This window comes from Streptomyces dengpaensis (assembly GCF_002946835.1).
GTDB lineage: Bacteria > Actinomycetota > Actinomycetes > Streptomycetales > Streptomycetaceae > Streptomyces > Streptomyces dengpaensis.
The window spans coordinates 6908721-6929275 of record NZ_CP026652.1 but is presented as its reverse complement, the minus strand read 5'-3'; the positions used below and the strand labels follow the sequence as shown (position 1 = coordinate 6929275).

Here is a 20555-nt window from a genome sequence, read left to right as displayed (position 1 = left end):
ATCGCGCGGATGCGAATGGGGGACGCACGTGTCCGAAGATCCGGGCAGTGAACGTGTGATCGCGGGGCGCTACCGCCTGCTGTCGCCCTTGGGCGAGGGCGGCATGGGTACGGTGTGGCGCGCCCGCGACGAGGTGCTGCAGCGCGAGGTCGCGGTGAAGGAGGTCCGCGCCCCGGCGGGGCTTCCCGCGCACGAGGTCGAGCGGATGTACGCGCGCCTGGAACGCGAGGCGTGGGCGGCCGCCCGCATCTCGAACCGCAACGTGGTGACGGTGTACGACGTGGCCGCCGAGGACGGCCGGCCCTGGATCGTGATGGAGCTGATCCGCGGTATCGCCCTCTCCGATCTGCTGGACGCCGAGGGCCCGTTGCCCCCGCGGCGTGCCGCGCACATCGGCGCCGAGGTGCTCGCCGCGCTGCGGGCCGCGCACGAGGCGGGCGTCCTGCACCGCGATGTGAAGCCGGGCAACGTCCTGATGGCGAACGACGGGCGGATCGTCCTCACGGACTTCGGTATCGCGATGGTCGAGGGCAGTTCAGCGCTGACCATGACCGGAGAGGTCATCGGATCGCCCGAATTCCTCGCCCCGGAGCGGGCGTTGGGCCGCACGCCCGGCCCCGAGTCGGACCTGTGGTCGCTCGGGGTGCTCCTGTACGCGGCGGTCGAGGGCAACTCGCCCTTCCGGCAGAACACTCCGCTGAGCACGCTGCGGGCCATCGTCGACGAGCCGCTGCCGCCGCCCCGGCGCGCGGGCGCCCTGGGACCCGTCATCGAGGGGCTGCTGGTCAAGGACCCGGCCGAGCGGATGACCGCCGAACAGGCGGAGCGTGACCTGCGGATCGTCGCCGCGGGCGGCACGATGGCCACCACACCCCTGGGTTCGGGGCCCCCGAGCCCGGACGCGGAGACGCTCGCCGCGGTCGGCGCGCCCCCGCTGGGACCACCGGGACCGCCGGTCCAGCCCGCGCCGTGGGCGGGGTCGCCGCCCGCCCGCAACCGCCGTGCCGCCTTCGCCCTGATCGCGGGCCTGGTCGCGCTCGCGCTCGCCCTCGGCGGACTGACGTACGCCCTGCTGAACCGCGACAACGGAGGCGGCGGCGACAACGGCGGGGGGACCACCAGCAGCGGCGGCACCAACAACGCCTCCAGCGGCGGGAATTCGGGCTCCGGCGACAACAGTGGCGGGAGCGACAACACCGGCGGCGGGGGCGGCGGGGGTCCTTCCAGCACCGCGCCCGGCGGTGGTCAGACGACGACCAACCCGCCCGCCCAGTCCGTGGAGGTGACCGTCACGGGCCGGCGCACCGACTACAACGGCGCCTGCCCGCCACCCGGCACCGAGGCGCCCTCCTTCACGGCGACGTTCACGGTGGGCCGCGTTCCCGCGGAGGTCGAGTACCGCTGGGTGACGGAGAACGGGGATGTGACCGACCCCGACTGGAAGACCCTCTCGTTCCCCGCCGGCGGCGGCAAGACGCAGCAGAAGACGGTCGTGGCGACGACGTACGACGAGAGCGGGACCTTCGCGAACGAGATCAGTGTGGAGGTCCGCGATCCCGTCCATGTGACGTCCAACTCCGTGCCGTTCTCGATCACATGCGCGACGGAGACCCCGACGGACGGGGCCTCCGCCTCTGTAACCCCGTGAAACGTCAGGCCGCTCCGTTGAAGACCGGCAGATAGCCGCCGGACTGACCGGCCGCGGTCGGGTGGTACGACTCGCCGATGTTCAGCCAGTTGACGCTGTGCAGCCAGGAGTTGCCCGAGCAGATCTCGTGGCCGGTGAAGGTGCCGCGTACGTCGCCGAACGTGAAGCCGTGGTTGGCGGCACGCTTGGAGATCGCGCTGTTCAGATAGTCGGAGGCGTCATTGATCGCGGCCCGTTCGGTTTCCGAAAGGCCCGCCAGACAGCTGCCGTTGAGCTTGTAGAAGCGGGGGTAGCCGAGGACGACCACATGGGCGGCCGGGGCCCGCGAGCGGATCGCCGAGTAGGTGCTGTCGAGCCTGCCGGGGAGCGTCGAGTCGACGTAGGCCCTCGCCGTGGCGATCCGGGCGAGGCAGGAGCTCTCGGACTGGAGGACACACGTCGTCATGACGTCGGCGAAGCCGGCGTCGTTGCCGCCGATGCTGATGGAGACCAGGCCCGTGGCGGAGCTGAGCGGGCCGAGCTGGTTCGCCGTGACATCACTCGTACGGGCGCCCGAGCAGGCGGTGAAGTCGAACGACGAGGGTGAATGGGCGGCCGCCCAGAGGTAGGGGTACGCCTTCGTGCTGCGCTTGCAGTCGCCGCTGGAGCTGATGTAGCTGCCGGCGCCGACACCGGACGAGTAGGAGTCGCCGAGGGCCACATACCCGGTGGCCGCGGCGGCTTGGGACGCCTGCGCCGTCGCTGCCCCGGTAAGGGCGAGGCCGACGGCGAGGAGGAGCGAGGTCACGTATGCCGTAATTCGGGAACGTCTCATGGAACCTCCCTTTAGCAGGATCTCTGCCGTAACTTTCGTACCAGCTACGCGTGTTGACAGGAAGTGTCCATGCCAAAACTTTCAGGACGTACCGATGGCACCGCCATGTGTTCACCGCATATTTCATTGCGTGCTCATGACAGCCCCTTCCTGAAGGTCGTCCCGTAAGTCCCGCGAACCGACCACGGGGTCGGTCCCATCGCTCAACCAGCCGGATCTGCAAGGGAGTTACTCCGAGGCATTCGGCGCCTCCGGGGGCGCCTGTTCGCAGGGCGGCCGGTGTGACGGGCCCGGCGGCCGAGAACCGCCATGAAAGCCTTTTGCATCTTGACGACGCCGTGCCCGCTGCGCCACATTGAAGCCCGGCATCCGGCGCTTCGGGGGGCAAAGTCGCCTATGCAGACCATAGGTCTCAAGACACCTTCATCAGACAGCGCGCAACGCGCGCGGCAGGGGCCGGGGAGAGACCTGCTGCCGCTGCTCGCGGGCGCCGCGACCGTGGTCGGGGGGCTTGGCGCGATCCTCGCGCTCGCGGGCGTGGACTCACCGCTGCGCGGCCCGTTCACGTTGTTCTTCCTGCTCGCGGCACCGTCGGCGGCCATCGCCACCGCGCTGCGCGGGCTGGAACCCTTCGGCCGTGTGCTGGCGTCGGTCGCGGGCGCGGTCGCCGTCAACATGCTGGTGGCCCAGGGCATGCTGGCCATGCACCAGTGGTCGGTCGGCGGCGGGATCGTGGCCGTGACCGCGATCAGTTCCCTCATTCTCCTGCTGGTCCTGGTACGGCGATTACGCGGCCGTACGGTGAGAGGACAGGGCGCCTGACGTGGACATCGGCGTGTACCGTCCCGGCGAGCTGAGCGCCGCCGACCGGGCGGCGTGGACGGCTCTGCAGTCGAAGGCCCATCTGAACGGCTCGCCCGAGCTGGCGAACCCGTTCCTGTCCCCCGAGTTCACGCTCGCAATGGGCCGCTGCCGCCGCGGCGTACGGATCGCGGTCGTCCGCGAGGACGGCGAGCCCGCGGCGTTCTTTCCATACCAGAGAACGGCCACCGGCGTCGGCCGGGCCGTCGGCCTCGGGGTCTCCGACGCCCAGGGGCTCGTGCACCGCCCCGGCTTCCACTGGGACGCCCAGGACCTGCTGCGGGCCTGCGGGCTCGCCGTGTGGGAGTTCGACCACCTGGTGGAGGGCCAGGCGCCGTTCGAGGCGGGGGCCTCCGGCACCTTCGCGTCCCCGGTCATGGACGTCGACCAGGGCTACGAAACCTATCTGGGCGACCTGCGCGCCCGGTCGCCGAAGTTCACCCGGACCACGCTCGCCAAGGAGCGCAAGCTCGGCCGGGACGCCGGCGCCCTGCGCTACGTGCACGACGAGCGCGACCCGGCGGCGCTGCGCACGCTGATGGACTGGAAGTCCGCGCAGTACCGCAGGACCGGGCGCAGCGACCGCTTCGCGCACGCCTGGATCAGCCACCTGGTCCACCACCTCTTCCACACCCGCTCCGAAACGTTCGCCGGAATCATGTCGGTGCTGTACGCGGGCGGCAAGCCGGTCGCCGCCCACTTCGGGCTGCGCTCCGAGCGGGTCCTGGCGTGCTGGTTCCCGGCGTACGACCCGGCGTTCTCGAAATACTCCCCGGGCCTGATCCTGCATCTGCGCATGGCCGAGGCGGCCGCCGCCGACGGAATCGCTTATCTGGATCTTGGGCGGGGCCAGAAGGAATACAAGGACTCCCTCAAGACACGGGAACTTTCCGTGTCCGAGGGATGGGTGACTCGACGTCATCCCATCGCATTCGGGCACCGGGCGCGCCGCGCCCCGGTCCGGGCACTGCGCAATGCGGTGCTGTCCCGGCCGGAGTTGTTCGAACCGGCCGACAGGATCCTCAAACGGATGGGTAAAATCCGTTCGCGGAGTTAGGTAACGGCCATACCAACAAAAACGTGAGGCCTCGTTCCAGGTCTTGCCATAGCGACGCAATCGTCAATACCGTCATACATCTCACCCGCATCGGACCATCACGCTCATGCGATCAAGGGGAGGGCTCGAGATCGCGAAGACGGCCCGGCGCGGGGCGCGGTAGGGGGGTGCCGTGCTCGGTGACCAGACCTGTGCCGAGTCGTGCCGCGCGATCGGTTCCCATTTCCGGAGCCGGTCAGCTTTGCCAGCTCACCCGGCATGTACGGAGATCTCTTTCGGCATGCCGTAAGTGGGAACCCCCCTTTCGAACCGGACAAAGAGCCGGACCGCCCAGGGGCGGGCGGTCCACCGGACGAGAGGGACCAGACTCATGAGCTCAGTTCTGCGCCCGGCCATTCCGGGCCAAGATCCGTTACTGGCCAACAAGTACCGGCCGATCTCTTCTCACCTGGCCATTGCGCCTCCGGTGAGTGTCGTGATTCCCGCCATGAATGAGGCCGAGAATCTCCCGTACGTCTTCAAGACACTTCCCGACTGGATACACGAAGTGGTTCTTGTGGACGGCAATTCCACGGACAACACCGTCGAAGTGGCCCGCGAACTGTGGGAGGACGTCAAGGTCGTCGAGCAGCGCGGCAAGGGCAAGGGGGATGCCCTGATCACCGGTTTCGAGGCGTGCACCGGCGACATCATCGTGATGGTCGACGCGGACGGCTCGGCCGACGGCCACGAGATCGTGTCGTACGTCTCCGCGCTGGTGTCCGGGGCGGACTTCGCCAAGGGCTCGCGGTTCGCCAACGGCGGCGGCACGTCCGACATGACGCCGATCCGCAAGCTCGGCAACCGGGTGCTGTGCGCGGTCGTCAACGCCAAGTTCGGCGCCCGTTACACCGACCTCTGCTATGGATACAACGCGTTCTGGCGGCACTGCCTCGACAAGATCGACCTCGACTGCACCGGCTTCGAGGTGGAGACCCTGATGAACATCCGGGTGGTCAAGGCGGGCCTCAAAGTCCAGGAGATACCCAGCCACGAGTACCTCCGCATCCACGGCACGAGCAATCTGCGGGCCGTGCGGGACGGGTTCCGGGTGCTCAAGGTGATCCTCAAGGAGCGCTCCAACCGGCGCGCGCTGCGCCGCAGGCCGCACGCCGCCCAGCTCAACTCGGGCCAGGGAGAGGTGTCTTGAGCAAGCCGGACATCGCGCGCATCTCTGTGGTCGTCTGCGTCTACACCGAGGACCGCTGGGAGGACATCCTCGCGGCGGTCTCCTCGGTGCGGGCGCAGTCACTGCCCGCCCTGGAGACACTCCTGGTCGTGGACCACAACGCCACGCTCCTGGAGCGGCTGACCAGGGAGTACAAGGAGACCGAGGCGGTACGGGTGCTCGCCAACGCGGGCCCCCGCGGTCTGTCCGCGGGCCGCAACACCGGGATCGCGGCCTCGCGCGGCGAGATCATCGCCTTCCTCGACGACGACGCGGTCGCCGAACGCGACTGGCTGCGGCACTTCGCCGAGGGGTACGCGGACCCGCGGGTCATGGCCGTCGGCGGCCGTACGATGCCGATCTGGGCGTCGGGCCGCCGCCCGGCCTGGTTCCCCGAGGAGTTCGACTGGGTGGTGGGCTGCACGTACAAGGGGCTGCCACCGGGCCGCGTCCGGGTCCGCAACGTGCTCGGCGGCAACGCCTCGTTCCGGCGTACGGCGTTCGACGCGGCGGGCGGCTTCGCGACCGGCATCGGCCGCGACGGCGACAAGCGCCCGCTGGGCTGCGAGGAGACGGAGCTGTGCATCCGACTCACCCGCGCCCGGCCGGACGCCATCCTGCTGATCGACGACCGGGCGGTCATCCACCACCGGGTGCCCGAGGCGCGCGAGCACTTCGGGTACTTCCGCACGCGCGCGTACGCCGAGGGCCTCTCCAAGGCGCTCGTCGCCCGAAGTGTCGGCCCCGAGAAGGGACTTGAGTCGGAACGCCGTTACGCGACCCGCGTCCTGCCGGCCGGAGTGGCCCGAGGTCTGCGCGACGCACTGCTTGCCCGCCCCGGCGGCGCGGGCCGCGCGGGCGCCATCGTCGCCGGGGTTCTGACGGCGGCGGGCGGGTACCTACTCGGGAGCGTCCGGGCACGCAGGGGTGGCGACACGTTTTCCGTGGTGGAGATCGAGGGGGATCCCGGGCGCGAGGGGGCAAAAGCATGAGCGAACCTGTGCCGATACTGATGTACCACGCGATCGCGCACGCGCCGAACGACGCGACCCGGGCCCTGTCCGTCACGCCGGAGGCGTTCTCCGAGCAGATGGCGCTGCTGGACGACCAGGGGTTCACTCCGGTGAACACGGCCCAGCTGGCGGCGAGTTGGCGGAACGGGAGCGCGCTTCCCGCCCGGCCCGTCCTCATCACCTTCGACGACGGCTACGAGGGCGTGCACCGGCATGGACTGCCCGTGCTCGCCAAGTACGGATTCGCCTCCACGCTGTTCGTCTCGACGGGGTGGATCAAGGGCGCGTACGACACGGGGGGCGGCCTCGACACCATGCTGGACTGGGACCAGGTGCGCCGGCTCGCCGAGGAGCAGGTGGAGATCGGCGGGCACAGCCACACGCACCCGCAGATGGACCAGATCCCGGACGACGCGCTCCGGTTCGAGGTGCTGCACTGCAAGGAGATCATCGCCGGTGAACTGGGCGCTCGCCCGGTCTCGTTCGCGTACCCGTACGGCTACTCCAGTAGCCGGGTGCGCCGCATGGTGCGCGAGGCGGGGTTCGCCCAGTCGCTCGCCGTCGGCAACGCTCTCGCGCGCCGCCGCCAGGGCCCGTACGCCCTGCGGCGCGTCACCGTGCGCCGTACGACCGGTATCGAGGAGTTCTCGCGCCTTGTCGAAGGCCGCGCGATCGCCCTCAACTTCGCCAGGGACCGCGCCCTCACCAAGGGGTACGCCATGGTCCGAAGAGCACGACAGCTCCGCCGGAAGGCCATCCGTTCCCGTGTCTGACACGACGACCACAGCCCAGGCTTCCACGCCGACGACCGAGGCACCCGAGCAGCGGCCGGGGCGCCGCCTCCGCCTGCCCGGCAGGAAGGGCAAGGGTGCCGGAGGGGGCAACCAGCTGTTCCGCAACGCCTACGCCCTGATGCTCAACACCGGGATCTCGGCGGTGCTCGGGCTCGGCTACTGGCTGATCGCCGCCCGCTACTACTCCGAGTCCGCGGTCGGCCAGGGCTCCGCCGCCATCGCCGCGATGAAGCTCCTCGCGGGCCTCACGGCGGTGACGCTGACGGGCGCCCTGGCCCGCTTCATCCCCGTCGCGGGACGCGGCACCGGACGCCTCATCTTCCGTACGTACGCGGGCAGTTCGGTGGTCGTGGCACTGGCCGCCGTGCTCTTCCTGCTCACCCTGAACGTGTGGGGACCCTCGTACCGCTTCCTGCACGGACCGCTGAACGGCCTCGGCTTCATCCTCGCGGTCGTCGCCTGGTCGCTGCTGACGCTCCAGGACGGTGTGCTGACCGGGCTGCGCAGCGCGCTGTGGGTCCCGGTGGGCAACACCGTGTTCTCCGCGGTGAAGCTGGTGCTGCTCGTCGGCCTCGCCGCCGCGATCCCCACGACGGGCGTCTTCGTCTCCTGGGTCGCCGCCATCGCCCTGTCGGTCGTGCCGCTCGGGCTGCTGGTCTTCCGGCGCCTGGTCCCCCGGCATGTGAAGGCGACCGAGGAGCACGCGAGGCCGCCCTCGCTCAAGGAGATCGGACGCTTCCTCGCGGGCGACTACACGGGCTCGCTGTTCTCGCTCGCCGTGGTCTATCTCGTCCCCGTGATCGTCGCCTCGCAGGTCAGCTCCGCCGACAACGCGTACTTCTACATCACCACCACGATCGGCGGCACGGTCAATCTGCTCGCCATCAACATGGGCGCCTCGCTGACCGTCGAGGGCTCGCACGACCCGGCGCGGCTCGCCGCCAACACCCGGGCCGCGCTCAAGCGGATGGCACGGATCATGCTGCCGGTGGGCGCGCTGCTGTTCCTCGGCGCGCCGTACATCCTGCGGGTCTTCGGCGACGGATACGCGGACGCCGCGACGCCGCTGCTGCGCTGGTTCGCCGTCGGCGCGCTGCTGCGGGTCGTCATGGAGACGTACTTCGCGGTGCTGCGCGCCCAGAGCCGTACCTCCGGACTCGCCTATCTGCAAGGGCTGTTGTGCTTCCTGGTGCTCGGCCTGACGGTGATCCTTCTGCCGCGCATGGGCCTGACCGGCGCGGGTGTCGCGGAGATCTCCAGCCTCGCGGTGATCGTGGTGATCGCCGCGCCCAAGCTGTACAAGATCGTGCGCACCGCGCCGCCCGTGGAGGTCCCCGCGGAGGCGGCGCCGGACGGCGACCTCGCCGACCTGGGGGCGCGCGAGGTGCCCGCGCAGAAGCCCCGCGAGTCGCGGCGCGGCCCCGCGTGGGCGCTCGACTCGGACACCCTCGCGCTGGGTGTCCACGTCGACTTCGACCACCAGGAACGCAGGCCGGACGTACGCCCTGGCCCTGGGACCCCACCCACCGGAACACCCGCGGCGCGACCGGACCACCGCCCGACATGGGCGCTCAAGCCGTCGGTGGGGCTGCCGGTCGAGGCGCGCGAGCCGGGCTCGGAGGCGTCGCTTGGCCCGTCCGAGGCCCCGGAGGTCGACGCTCCCTTCGAAACGGAGGGGCGGGACAGCACAGGGGCGCGGGGCGTGACATCGAGCGGCTCCGCCGCGGCGGCGCGACCGGCCCCGGATGCCCCGCCACCGGCCGTCAGCCTGCGCGAGCGCCTGCGCCACCCGTCCAAACCGGGTGTCATCCTCGGCTGCCTGCTGATCTCCGCGCTGGTCCTGTACTGGATCCCCGCACTCGGCCTCGACGACAGCTCACTCGACGGCATGGGCGGCCTCGGCCTGATCTCCGTGCTGCCGCTGCCGACCCTGGCCGGAGCCGGCCTGCTGATCACGGTCTTCGCCTCGCTGCTGTGGACGGCCGGCGAGCACCGGGGTCTGCTGCTCGTCACCCTGCTCGCCACGGTGGTGTCAATGCACGCGCTCCCCGCGGTGATCGAGTCCGAGCCGCGGTTCGCGACGGCCTGGCAGCACCTCGGATTCCTGGACTACATCGACAGGACCGGGTCCGCCGTGCCGGACCTGGACGCCCGCTGGAGCTGGCCGGGCTTCTTCGCCGTGGCCGCGTTCGTCGCGAAGGCCTGCGGGGTGACCGACCTCACCGAGGTCATCCGCTGGTGGCCGCTGACCGTCCAACTCCTCTACCTGGCACCGATGTTCCTGCTCGTACGCTCGATGCGGGCGAGCTGGCGCGCCAAGTGGACCGGCATCTGGATCTTCACGCTGTGCGGCTGGGTCGGTCAGGACTACTTCTCGCCCCAGGGCTTCACCTATCTGCTCTACCTCGTCTTCGTGGCGATCCTGCTCGTATGGTTCCGGGCGCCGCGCGTGCTGTGGGCGAAGAGGCGGCCGGGCGAGGCGGAGGTCGAGCCGACGAACCGCCGCCAGCGGGCCGTGCTGTTGATGATCCTGATCGGGCTGTTCGCGGCCACCGTCCCCTCCCACCAGCTCACGCCGTTCGTGATGCTCGGCGTCCTCACGGTCCTCGTCCTGGTCGGCCGGTCCGAACTGCGCGGCCTGCCCATCCTGTTCGCGGTCCTGGTCGCGGTCTGGGTCGGTTTCATGGCCGAGCCGTACTGGTCGGGCCACTTCAGTGAACTCTTCGGCGGGGTCGGCGGCGTCGGCGGCAATGTGTCGTCGTCCGTCTCCGGCCGTATCCAGGGCGGCAGTTCCGCGCACAAGCTCGTGCTCTACGCGCGCGTGCTGCTCGCCGGCGGTGTGATGGTCCTGGCCTGCTGGGGCTGGTGGCGGCGGCGCGACCACAAGTACCGCGAGCGGTCGCTGCTCGTCCTCGCCTTCGTACCGTTCCTCGGCTTCGGCATGCAGTCGTACGGCGGCGAAATCGCCCTGCGTGTCTTCATGTTCGCCGTCCCGGGCGCGGCCCTGCTCGCCGGACTCGCCCTCTTCCCGCGCACCGGCGTCACCGCGAAGGAGCGCGAGAAGGACCGGGTGAGCCTCGCCCCGCTCGCGGCCCTCATGGCGGGGCTGATCCTCATGGGCGGTTTCCTGGTGGCCCGTTGGGGCAACGAGCCCTTCGAGCGGATCAGGCCGGGCGAGGTCGCGGCCATGAACTACGTGTATGAGCACGATGATCCGACCGTACGGCTGCTGTGGCTGAGCAACGACACGCTCGACAACGTCACGCCCGCGATGCCGTGGGGTGCGCGGGACATGGAGAAGGTGGAGTACGTGCCCACGCTGGCGCCCGCCGACCCGGTCCTGGTGTCCGGGCTCGTCAAGGCGCTCAGGGACGCGGGCCCGAACTCGTATCTGATGATCAACCGCAGTCAGGTGGTCTATCTCCAGCTGGACGTGGGCTATTCGGGGACCTGGGTATCGCGGCTGATCACCAACCTCGACGAGCGGCGGGAACTGAAGAAGGTCCTCGTCAACGACGACGTGACGATGTACACGCTGCGCAAGCAGCCCGCGGGCGAGGTCCCGAAAGCCGATCCGGGGCCGATCGGGCCCCGGGTGACGTGGACACCATGGTCGGTCGTCGGCGCCCTGGCGGCGCTCGCGCTCATCGCGCTGCTGACGGCACGGGAGGTCGTACGGGTCGCGGTGCGGCCCAGCGTGCGGCAGCTGCGGTGGCTGCAGAGCACTTTCTGGTTCTCACTGCCGCTGCTGGCGGTGCTGCTGGCTTCGCTGGTGCAGCGGTTCCTGACCATGAAGTAGGACGAGCGCGGGTGCTGAAGTGGCTCACCTGGCTTACCGGGTGAGCCACTTCACCTCGTACGCCCCCATCTCGAACCGTTTGCCGTCCACGCTGGCGCTGATGGAGCGGTCCAGGGTGTTCACCACGAGGACGGTCTTGTCGGTGGCGAGGACGCGGACGTCGGGCACGTCGTCGGCGGCGACCGCCACGGTCTTGTACGTCGTGCCTGGCGGGAACTCCTGGCCGAAGCGGGAGACCAGGTCGAACATGGGGAGTTTCTTCCCCCCGTCGGCGACGTCGGTCGGTGTCCACAGGCAGCCGTCGCAGTCGGAGCCCTTCTCGTCCTGCGGGTTCCAGTAGAAGCCTGAGGAGGCGCCGCCCTTGGCCATCGCGATCATTCCGGCCGCCTGGACGGCGACACGGTGGGTCTCGGACCAGCCCTTGCGCTCGTCGGCGGCGTCGGCCGGTTCGACGTAGTACTCGGCCCACCACAGCGGCAGGTCGTGCGTCCGTGCGCGCACCCACTCGCCGACGGCCGTGAACTTGTCGGTGGCCGCGAACTCATCGGGCAGCATGTCGTCGTCCTTGGTGTAGCTGGAGCCGTCCACGACGACGAAGTCGGCGCCCGCCTTGTGCTCGTTCCAGTACGCGAAGGCGTCGAGGACGCGCTGGTCCATGACGCCCCAGTCGCCCTTCACCGTGGTGGACGCGTTCTCCTTCTGGCGCGGGTCGAGGCTGTCCATCACCAGGTAGGGGCCGCCCACCATGATGTCCTTGTTCACCTTCTTCAGCGCCTTGTAGACCAGGTTGTACAGCTCGGTGTAGCCCTCGTAGTCCCAGCGGCCCTCGCTGTCGTTCCAGAAGCCCTTGAACTCGTTCCAGACGACGAAGTGCCGTACGTCCGGATAGCGCTTGGCGACGGTCGCGGCGAGCGCGGCGAAGTCCTTGTAGTGGGCGCGGTCCGGGGCGGTCTCCAGGGCGGCCTGGCTCCAGTCGGTGTTGTCCACGCCCGACCTGCCGCCCTTCATCCAGTCCGGGGAGCAGCACAGCGTGACGACCGGGGTGCCGCCGGAGGTGCGGACGAAGTCGATACGGCGGTCCATGTCAGAGAAGTCGTAACGCCCCTTGGACGGCTCGGGGTTGCCCGCTCCCCAGCCCATGATGTGCTGGATCTGCGGCAGCGACCGCTTCTGCAGCAGCCCCTCGACGCGCTCGGTGGCGGGCTCCGCGCCCTCGTCGGCGCTGAACTGGGTGTGGGTGAAGCCCCAGCCGGCCTCCGGCCGCGGCGTTCCGGGCGGGGTGACCGGTGTGCCGTGCACCTTGTCGCCGTCGCGGGTCGTACCGGCGGTGCTCCCGCCGTCTCCCGGCAGGGTGTGGAGCAAGGTCACCAACAGGGCCAGAGCGGCCACACCCACGCCGAGCAGCGCGGTGAGCCGCCACCGCCGTGCCCCCGAATTCCACCCATGACGTCCCATCATGGGCAACAGTAACGGCGGGGATCGCCCGTCGGACAGGCCTCGTCGGTGCACAGCCCAGTAACAGGACGGAAGGGATACACCGGAAGCTCCGGAAAACACCGGAAGCACCGGTCGACAGACGACACTCGCCGCGCACCGCGGAAACCGGGTGCACGTGGCCCGTGATTGACCGATCATGGCGGCATGTCCCCGAACCCACACGACGCTCTGCCGATCCGGCTCAACGTCGACGACAGCGACTCACCGTCGGATGTCGTCGACGCGCTGTTCCTCGGCCGCTTCGCGACGGGCGAGCAGCCATACGCGCACGCGGCGAACATCGACCGCGTACGGTCCGGGGCGACGCTGCTCCCGCCGGGCGCCCGCGTGCTGCGCTCCGCGCGCGACGACGACCGCAACGCGACGCTCGCCGAGGGCGACGGCTGGACCCTCCTGGTGTCCCGCTGGAACCGCGGCGCCGACGTCACGGTGACCGCGACCAGCGCGGAGCTGGCCGAGAAGGTGCTGAAGCAGGCGACGGACGGCGCGGCCGACGAGCCCGAACCACAGCCGGAGAACGTAACGATGGGGTTCTGGTACGTGTCGCCGCGCCGGGGCCCGCACCGCACGACACGCCAGATCTCGGCGGGTACGTGGGAGGAGGTCCGCCCCAACTACACGGCACCGGTGGCGGACGCGATGGACCGCCTGATGAAGACGACGCCGGAGGACATCGCAGGCCGGCTGCTGCTGTTGCACGGTCCGCCCGGCACGGGCAAGACATCGGCCCTGCGCACGCTCGCCCGGTCCTGGCGCGACTGGTGCCAGGTCGACTGCGTCCTGGACCCCGAGCGGCTCTTCTCGGACGTCGGCTATCTGATGGACATCGCGATCGGCGAGGAGGACGGCTCGGGGAAGGGGCGTTGGCGGCTGCTCCTCCTGGAGGACTGCGACGAGCTGATCCGCGGCGAGGCCAAGCACACGGCGGGTCAGGCGCTCTCGCGGCTGCTCAACCTCACGGACGGACTGCTGGGCCAGGGCCGCAACGTCCTCGTGGGCGTCACGACCAACGAGGACCTGGAGCGCCTCCACCCCGCCGTCGTCCGCCCCGGCCGCTGCCTCGCCCGCATCGAGGTCGGCGCGCTGACCCGCTCCGAGGCGGTCAGCTGGCTCGGCTCGGAGGAGGGCGTCTCGCGCGAGGGCGCGACCTTGGCGGAGCTGTACGCGCTGCGCCGGGGGACGACTCCGACGTCCGTACCGGATCCCCGGGAGGGGGCGGACGCGGGGCTGTATCTCTAGCCGCGCGCCGTAGCTTCAGCCGCGCTCCGTAGCTGTAGCCGCGCGCCGTAGCTCCAGCCGCGTGCCCTGCGTGCGGCGGCCGGGCGCTTCGTACGGTGCTTTGATGGAGGTATGACCCTGTACGTCGGGACGTCGGGGTGGCAGTACAAGGACTGGCGCGGCGTCCTCTACCCGGACGGGCTGCCGCTGAGGCTCTGGCTGGAGGAGTACGCGGCGCGGTTCGCCACGGTCGAGATCAACAACGCCTTCTACCGGCTGCCGTCGCGGGAGAACTTCGCGGCCTGGCGGGAGCGCACTCCGCCGGACTTCGTCATCGCCGTCAAAGCGAGCCGCTATCTGACCCACATCAAGCGGCTGCGGGACCCGGCGGAGCCGGTGCACCGTCTGATGACCCACGCCGCCGGCCTCGGCGGCCGCCTCGGACCGGTGCTGCTCCAGCTCCCGCCCACGCTGCACGCCGACCCCGGCCTCCTCGACGCCTGCCTCACCCGCTTCCCGTCCGGCACGCGGATCGCGGTCGAACCACGCCACGAGTCCTGGTGGACGCCGGAGGTCCGCAAGGTCCTGGAGTCACACGGGGCCGCCCTGTGCTGGGCCGACGTGCTCGCCCGCCCGGTGACCCCGCTCTGGCGGACCGCCGACTGGGGCTACCTCCGCTTCCACGAGGGCCGCGCACAGCAGCGGCCACGCTATGGCCGGCAGTCCCTGACGACCTGGATACGCCGCATCACGGACACCTGGGCCGACGACCACGACGTGTACGCGTACTTCAACAACGACGTGAACGCGGCGGCGGTGGAGGACGCGGTGGTGTTCGCCCGAGCGGCGGGGGCAGTGGGCCTGACGGTGACCCGCACGCCGGACCACCTGCCCGTACGCTGAGGCGGCGCCACTCTTCTTCCCGCCGCACCGGCGCTCTGCTTTCCCCGGTCGCACCGGCGCTCCGCCACGACGGCGCATCCCGGCGGTGCCGAACCCGGACCAGGCCCCCGACGGCCAACCCCTACTCCCCGTAAGCCGCCCGCAGGGCATCCCGTACGGCGTCCAGCGCGTCGGCCTCGGTGAGTCCGAGGCGGTGTGCGCGCTCGGCGTACGCCTGGGCCGCGGCGGCGGCTTCACGCGACGCGGCGTCACCGGCGGCAGCCACAAACGTTCCGTTGCGCCCCCGCGTCTCGACCACCCCGTCCGCCTCAAGGGCCCGGTACGCCTTGGCAACGGTATTGGCCGCGAGGCCGAGCGACTCGGCGAGCCCTCGCACCGTGGGCAGCTTGTAGCCGACCGGCAGCGCACCGGACCTGGCCTGCTCGGAAATCTGGGCGCGCACCTGCTCGTACGGCGCGGCCCCCTCAGCGATGTGGATCTTCAGAGTCACGCAGCGATTGTCCCGTACCCACCCGAAAATGACAGGCATCCGCACCCAGCCCCCGCGTAACGTGCGACGCCATGACCGTGACCGTTCGCGCACTGCGCCGCGGAGACCCGGCGGACGCCGAGGGCTTCGCCCGCATCCGTCACCTGGCCCTCCCGTTCGTCCTCTTCACCCCCGAGTCCATCGCCTACGACCTCGAGCACGCGCACCCCGACTCCCACTACCAGCCTCTGCTGGCCGAGGAGGACGGCGAGTTCATCGGCACCGCGCAGGTGGGCGTCATCTATGACAGCCCGGATCCCGGCGAGGCGTACGTCAACGTCTATGTGCACCCCGAGCGGACGGGACGCGGCGCGGGCGGGTCGCTGCTGCGCACCGCCGAGGAGCGGCTCGGCGCCCTGGGCGCGACCCGGCTGCACGCCTGGGTCCTGGACGAGCCCGCGAACCGCGCCTTCGCGGAGCGGCACGGCTACCGCGCGGCCCGCTCCGCGCACTTCCTCCGCCTCGACCTGGCGAACGGCGACCTGCCGCCGCTTCCGTCCCCGCCGCCCGGTGTGGAGCTGCGGACCGCCGCGGACTTCGCGGACGACCCCCGGCCCCTGTTCACGCTGGACGCGGAGACGCTGCTGGACGAACCGAGCGATGTGGACCGCGAGTTCACGGACTACGAGGCCTGGCTGGAGGAGACCTGGCGCCACCCCCTCCTCAGCCACGAACTGACCTCGGTCGCGGTCGTCGACGGCCGCCCGGCAGCGTTCAGCGCCGCCCGCACCGACGGCGGCACCTGGTACGGCACCGTGATGACGGGCACGGCCCGCGCCTTCCGGAGCCGCGGCCTCGCCAAGCTCGCCAAGAGCGACTCCCTGCACCGCGCCCGCGCCGCCGGATTCACGGAGGCGTTCACGGGCAACAACTCCGGCAACGGGCCGATGCTGGCGATCAACAAGTGGTTCGGGTACGAGATCTGCGCGACGGAGGTGAAGTATGTCCGCGAACTCGTCTGAGACCCCGGGATCGCCGGACACCCCGGGACCGCGGGAGATCCCGGAACCGCCGGAGGTCTCGGGCTCGTTGGAGATCGTGCTCGTCAAGTACGGCCGCACGAAGATCAGTTACCCCGCCGAGCTGCTCGCCGACGACGGCACCCGTGTCACCGTACGCGCGCCGTGGGCGGGCGACGCGGTCCGCGACTTCGGCTTCGTACGCTTCGAACAGGGCGACGTCTTCACCGAGTACTACTGGCGCGACCGCTGGTACGCGGTGAAGGAGGTCCGTGACGCCGAGGGCGTACTGAAGGGCTGGTACTGCGACATCACCCGCCCGGCCACCGTCTCCGGCGGCGAGCTCATCGTCGAGGATCTCGATCTGGACCTGTGGCGCTCGGCCGACGGCGCGACCGTACTGCGCCTGGACGAGGACGAGTTCGCGGCGAGCGGCCTGGCGACCACCGATCCGGCAGCCGCGACAGCCGCCGAGAACGCTCTGGACGAACTCGAACGACTGGCCCGCGAGGGCGGCTTCGAGGCGCTGCTCGCCTGAAGCGACCCCGCCGGTCTAGAAGGTGGCCACGACCGCGTACCGCTCGTCCTCGACCTCCCGGCCCCACAACCGCGCGTCGCCCGACAGCGGCTCCACTCGGATGCCGGCCACGAGGGGGTCGAGGAAGGCGGTCAGCCGGACGGCGGACATGCCGACCGGGCTCACGGTCCCCCACACGCCCTCGACGAGGACGAGCCGCCCGCCCGGGCGGAGCAGCCCGCGCCAGTGCCGCAGGACACGCTCGGGGCCGGGCAGCGCCCACAGGACATGGCGGCACAGCAGCACGTCGAACCGCTGCTCACCGACCGGCGGTGCCGCCGCGTCACCGACGAGGAACACCGCGTCACGGCCGGCCGACTTGGCGCGGGCGAGCTGGACCATGCGCGGGGAGAGGTCTGTCCCGGTGACCCGGTGCCCCTGCTCGGACGCGAGCACGGACAGGCTGCCCGTGCCGCAGCCCAGATCGAGGACGTCGGCCGGGCGCTCCGGCAGCCAGGCCCGCAGCCGGGCCGCCCAGGCCTCCCTGACGACGGGGTCGCGCAGACCGTGGTCGGGCTCGTCGTCGAAGGTGACGGACTCGGCGTCCCAGTCGATGTCCGTCAGCGGATTCACGTCCCTGTTACTCGCCATGCGCCCCAGGGTGACACCCACCACTGACAGTCGATTCGTGACGGCCGCCACAGACAGATCCCGACCGATGAGGAACTCTCCCGGAAAGGTCTACCTCCGCGCGACCGCGGATCCCGGTAGGCACAAGGAGGCAGCCATGCGCCGTATGACCGTGCAGAAGCCCCTGAGGAAGTCGGCCTCCCGCCACCTGCGGGACGAGCCCGACGAGCGCCCGACCGAGCGCCAAGAGGTCCGAAAGGACATCGCACGAACCTGGTGGCCGGACGGCTGAGCCGGCACAGCCACCACCAGGACCGTCAGACCAGCCGCTTGCGATAGTGGATCCGGTCGTACGGCCCCTCGACGCGCCGCTCGGCCACCTCGTACCCGTACCTCGGGTAGATCTTCTGGTTCTCCCACATCAGCGCGTTTGTCAGAAGCCTGATCTCGAGCAGTCCGAGTTCACGCGCGCGTGCGTCCACGAAGTGCAGCAGCCGTCGCCCGATGCCCTTGCCGTGGGCGTCGGGGTGGACGGCGATGATGTCGAGGTACAGATGATCCTCGCGCTCCTCGACGACCACGAGCCCGGTCATCGGCTCCCCCGTCACGAACACCCGCCCCGCGGCCACGTTCGCCGCATGATCCGCCTCCATGGGCGCCGGAACCAGCCCGATGCGCTCGATGTAGGGATGGAACGCCGCGTCGATCACAGCCTTCACGACCGGCACGTCGGCGGCGACGGCCGACCGGATCTCTTCGTCTGTCATGCCGCGAACGCTACCTACCTGATCTCAGGCTCAGCACTCCCTTAAAGCGGCCATAAGGATCTCCATCACCCGCCTCCAGCAGGCGATTTCACGGCTAGCTTGCTGATCCCCCCACGGGATTCAGCCCCTGCGTCGAGTGACCGTTCCGAGGAGTTCCCCCATGCCCGCACGCCGCAAGGCCGCCGTCGTCACAGCCGTCGGCATCGCCCCGCTCGCCCTGACCGCGCTGGCCGCCGCGCCCGCGTCCGCGCACGGCTCGATGGGCGATCCGGTCAGCCGGGTGTCCCAGTGCTACGCGGAGGGCCCCGAAAGCCCCCGGTCGGACGCCTGCAAGGCGGCCGTCGCGGCGGGTGGTACGCAGGCGCTGTACGACTGGAACGGCATCCGGATCGGCGACGCGAACGGGCGGCACCAGGCGCTGATACCGGACGGCAAGCTGTGCAGCGCGAACAGCGAGGAGTTCAAGGGGCTCGACCTGGCGCGCGCCGACTGGCCCGCGACCGGCGTGAGCAGCGGCGCGTACACCTTCAAGTACCGGGTGACCGCCCCGCACAAGGGCACCTTCACGGTGTACATCACGAAGGCGGGTTACGACCCGTCGCAGCCGCTCGCCTGGGACGACCTGGACCTGGAGCACCCGGTTGCGACGGCCACCGACCCGGTCGCCTCGGGCGGCTTCTACACGTTCTCCGGCACTCTTGCGGAGCGTTCCGGCAAGCAGCTCCTGTACGCGATCTGGCAGCGCTCGGACAGCCCGGAGGCGTTCTACTCGTGCTCGGACGTGGCCTTCGGAGGCACCGGCAGCGCCGGCAGCGGTGGTACGACGAGTTCGTCCGCACCGGCGCCGAGCGCCTCCGCGCCCTCCGAGGAGCAGATCGAGGGCGGTGCCGACAAGTCGACCGTCGAGCACCACGGTCAGGGTGACCACGACGCCCGTACGTCGGCGGAGCCGACCGCGAGCGCCGCGGAGGCCGTCACGGACGCCTCGAACCAGCCCAAGGCGGCCGGTTCCTCGGGGAACCTCGCCGAGACCGGTGGCGACTCCACCACCTCGTACATCGCGATCGGCGGGGCGACCGCCCTGGCGCTCGGTGCCGCGGCGCTGTTCGCCTCGGTGCGGCGGGGAGGGGTGCCGGGCGGCCGCCGCAACGGCCGCTAGGACGGGAACTCCGGGGTCTGTCCGGCGGCTCAGGCCGGACAGACCCCGGCGAGCCCTCTCCTGGAGGGGTCGGGTGACTGGAGGGGTCGGGTGACAGAGGGCTCAGCTGAAGACGGACGCGCAGGTGGTCGGGGTGGCGTGCGCCGGATCGAGGGCGTTCGCCACCTCGTGGTGGGCGATGCGGTCGATCACGCCGATCGCCACGTGCTCGGAGAAGTCGACCGCACACAGGTCCTGCACCACGACGTTGCGCACGTCGGAGCCGGTGAGGAACTGCGAGGTGTACGGGGTGACCACCTGGTCGTACTTGGTGGCGATGACGGTGTAGTGGACGCCCGCGACGGTGTCGCCGCCGGCGTTGAGCTTGGTCAGGAACGCGGATCCGGCGATCTGGTCCGCGAGTCCCGGAGTGGACGCCTTCAGCAGGTCCTCGACGCCGGGGAAGTAGGGCAGCAGGTTGGTGAGGCCGCCCAGGGTGGTGCCGTGATTGCTGGGTGCGAGGCCGACGAGGGCGTTCACCTTGGCGGCTCCGCCGAGGAACTTGAGGTAGTAGCGGGGCATCACACCGCCCTGCGAGTGGCCGACGAGGTCGGTCTTGGCGGCGCCGGTCGCGGTGAGCACTTTGTCGACGAAGGACTGTAGTTGCTCTGCCGACTTGTCGATGGGGCCGAGGCCGTAGAAGAAGGGGACGCCGGGCAGTTGCCCGTAGTCGAGGGAGTAGACGCAGTAACCGCGGTTCACCAGGTAGGGCGCTAGGGACAGCCAGTTGTCGACGGAGTTCCCGAAGGTGCCGTGGACGAGGACGACGGGGCGGGGGTGGGCGGCGGACGGCTTGCAGGAGTAGTCGTTCCAGCCACGGCTGGGGGCAAAGTCGGCTTGAGCGGTGGCGGCGGGGACGACGGCGACCGCGACGGTCAGGAGCAGCGCGGCCAGGGGTCTGAGCACTTGCTTCCAGGGCAGCATCGGGTGATCTCCTTGCGGCTCAAGGGAGTTACGACGGCGTACGCCCTGTGATCCGGATCACGAGGATGCTGTTCACTTGTCAAGTTACGGATGAGTAGTACAAGTGTGAAGTTACGCGTCAGTAAAAACTTTCAGCGATAACCAACGGAAGCCGACAAGCACTTGCGGCGGTCCCGCCTGATGCCCCGTCAGCGAGTCGAGGACTGACGGCCCGTCCGTC

The 20555-nt window shown here is 70.3% G+C and carries 19 protein-coding genes; 13 read left to right on the top strand and 6 right to left on the bottom strand.

All coding sequences use genetic code 11. The features are described 5' to 3' along the window. Positions 1-28 precede the first annotated feature (28 nt). The gene (locus C4B68_RS31950; protein ID WP_099503038.1) at positions 29-1648 is read left to right on the top strand and encodes a serine/threonine-protein kinase; all 1620 of its coding nucleotides are present in this window, start codon (positions 29-31) and stop codon (positions 1646-1648) included. 4 nt (positions 1649-1652) lie between these two features. Here the strand turns inward: C4B68_RS31950 and C4B68_RS31945 are convergent, their stop codons facing one another. Beyond that, a complete protein-coding gene (locus tag C4B68_RS31945) occupies positions 1653-2462 on the bottom strand; it encodes an SGNH/GDSL hydrolase family protein (protein ID WP_099503036.1) in 810 nt (269 codons plus the stop codon). Positions 2463-2858: 396 nt separating this feature from the next. Between C4B68_RS31945 and C4B68_RS31940 the strand changes: the two genes are divergently transcribed. The 6 genes from C4B68_RS31940 to C4B68_RS31915 all read left to right on the top strand — a co-directional run bounded on the left by C4B68_RS31940 (position 2859) and on the right by C4B68_RS31915 (position 11193). Then, positions 2859-3284 (top strand): hypothetical protein, encoded by a 426-nt coding sequence (locus tag C4B68_RS31940; RefSeq protein ID WP_167459203.1) that lies wholly within the window; start codon positions 2859-2861, stop codon positions 3282-3284. 1 nt (position 3285) lies between these two features. Beyond that, positions 3286-4380, top strand: a complete 1095-nt coding sequence (locus C4B68_RS31935) for a GNAT family N-acetyltransferase (RefSeq protein ID WP_099503034.1) — start codon at positions 3286-3288, stop codon at positions 4378-4380. A gap of 370 nt (positions 4381-4750) precedes the next feature. Then, positions 4751-5569, top strand: coding sequence for a glycosyltransferase family 2 protein (locus tag C4B68_RS31930; RefSeq protein ID WP_099503032.1), 819 nt, complete (start codon positions 4751-4753; stop codon positions 5567-5569). Then, complete coding sequence (locus C4B68_RS31925; protein WP_099503030.1) at positions 5566-6579, top strand: glycosyltransferase family 2 protein; 1014 nt, start codon at positions 5566-5568, stop codon at positions 6577-6579. Before C4B68_RS31930 ends, C4B68_RS31925 begins: the two co-directional genes overlap by 4 nt. Then, entirely contained in the window at positions 6576-7373 is a 798-nt protein-coding gene (locus C4B68_RS31920; RefSeq protein WP_099503028.1) for a polysaccharide deacetylase family protein, read from the top strand. The genes C4B68_RS31925 and C4B68_RS31920 overlap by 4 nt, the downstream gene beginning before the upstream one ends. Then, positions 7366-11193: a lipopolysaccharide biosynthesis protein gene (locus C4B68_RS31915; protein ID WP_099503026.1), complete on the top strand. Its 3828-nt coding sequence runs from the start codon at positions 7366-7368 to the stop codon at positions 11191-11193. Before C4B68_RS31920 ends, C4B68_RS31915 begins: the two co-directional genes overlap by 8 nt. 33 nt (positions 11194-11226) lie before the next feature. Here C4B68_RS31915 and C4B68_RS31910 read toward each other — a convergent pair whose 3' ends face one another. Further along, positions 11227-12648, bottom strand: a complete 1422-nt coding sequence (locus C4B68_RS31910; RefSeq protein ID WP_099503175.1) for a GH39 family glycosyl hydrolase — start codon at positions 12646-12648, stop codon at positions 11227-11229. Positions 12649-12834: 186 nt separating this feature from the next. On the opposite strand from C4B68_RS31910, the gene C4B68_RS31905 reads away from it, so the two are divergent. After that, the gene (locus C4B68_RS31905; RefSeq protein ID WP_099503024.1) at positions 12835-13929 is read left to right on the top strand and encodes a DUF5925 domain-containing protein; all 1095 of its coding nucleotides are present in this window, start codon (positions 12835-12837) and stop codon (positions 13927-13929) included. Positions 13930-14040: 111 nt separating this feature from the next. Beyond that, on the top strand, positions 14041-14811 hold the full coding sequence (locus C4B68_RS31900) for a DUF72 domain-containing protein (RefSeq protein WP_099503022.1): 771 nt from the start codon (positions 14041-14043) through the stop codon (positions 14809-14811). Between the two features lie 121 nt (positions 14812-14932). On the opposite strand, the gene C4B68_RS31895 is transcribed toward C4B68_RS31900, so the two are convergent. After that, positions 14933-15301 carry a GntR family transcriptional regulator gene (locus C4B68_RS31895; protein ID WP_180289303.1) on the bottom strand — a complete coding sequence of 123 codons (369 nt, stop codon included), beginning with the start codon at positions 15299-15301 and terminating at the stop codon, positions 14933-14935. Between the two features lie 71 nt (positions 15302-15372). Here C4B68_RS31895 and C4B68_RS31890 point away from each other — a divergent pair, with 71 nt between their 5' ends. Further along, positions 15373-16302: a GNAT family N-acetyltransferase gene (locus C4B68_RS31890; protein WP_099503018.1), complete on the top strand. Its 930-nt coding sequence runs from the start codon at positions 15373-15375 to the stop codon at positions 16300-16302. Continuing rightward, the gene (locus tag C4B68_RS31885; protein ID WP_099503016.1) at positions 16283-16837 is read left to right on the top strand and encodes a ribonuclease FAU-1 family protein; all 555 of its coding nucleotides are present in this window, start codon (positions 16283-16285) and stop codon (positions 16835-16837) included. Before C4B68_RS31890 ends, C4B68_RS31885 begins: the two co-directional genes overlap by 20 nt. 15 nt (positions 16838-16852) lie before the next feature. Here C4B68_RS31885 and C4B68_RS31880 read toward each other — a convergent pair whose 3' ends face one another. After that, on the bottom strand, positions 16853-17467 hold the full coding sequence (locus C4B68_RS31880) for a class I SAM-dependent methyltransferase (RefSeq protein ID WP_099503173.1): 615 nt from the start codon (positions 17465-17467) through the stop codon (positions 16853-16855). A 136-nt stretch (positions 17468-17603) separates the two neighbouring features. Here C4B68_RS31880 and C4B68_RS44155 point away from each other — a divergent pair, with 136 nt between their 5' ends. Further along, a complete protein-coding gene (locus tag C4B68_RS44155; protein WP_099503014.1) occupies positions 17604-17738 on the top strand; it encodes a hypothetical protein in 135 nt (44 codons plus the stop codon). Positions 17739-17763: 25 nt separating this feature from the next. On the opposite strand, the gene C4B68_RS31875 is transcribed toward C4B68_RS44155, so the two are convergent. After that, positions 17764-18213 carry a GNAT family N-acetyltransferase gene (locus tag C4B68_RS31875; protein WP_099503012.1) on the bottom strand — a complete coding sequence of 150 codons (450 nt, stop codon included), beginning with the start codon at positions 18211-18213 and terminating at the stop codon, positions 17764-17766. A gap of 160 nt (positions 18214-18373) precedes the next feature. Here C4B68_RS31875 and C4B68_RS31870 point away from each other — a divergent pair, with 160 nt between their 5' ends. Beyond that, on the top strand, positions 18374-19372 hold the full coding sequence (locus C4B68_RS31870; RefSeq protein ID WP_099503010.1) for a lytic polysaccharide monooxygenase auxiliary activity family 9 protein: 999 nt from the start codon (positions 18374-18376) through the stop codon (positions 19370-19372). A gap of 102 nt (positions 19373-19474) precedes the next feature. Here the strand turns inward: C4B68_RS31870 and C4B68_RS31865 are convergent, their stop codons facing one another. Beyond that, positions 19475-20335 carry an esterase/lipase family protein gene (locus C4B68_RS31865; protein ID WP_099503008.1) on the bottom strand — a complete coding sequence of 287 codons (861 nt, stop codon included), beginning with the start codon at positions 20333-20335 and terminating at the stop codon, positions 19475-19477. Positions 20336-20555 lie beyond the last annotated feature (220 nt).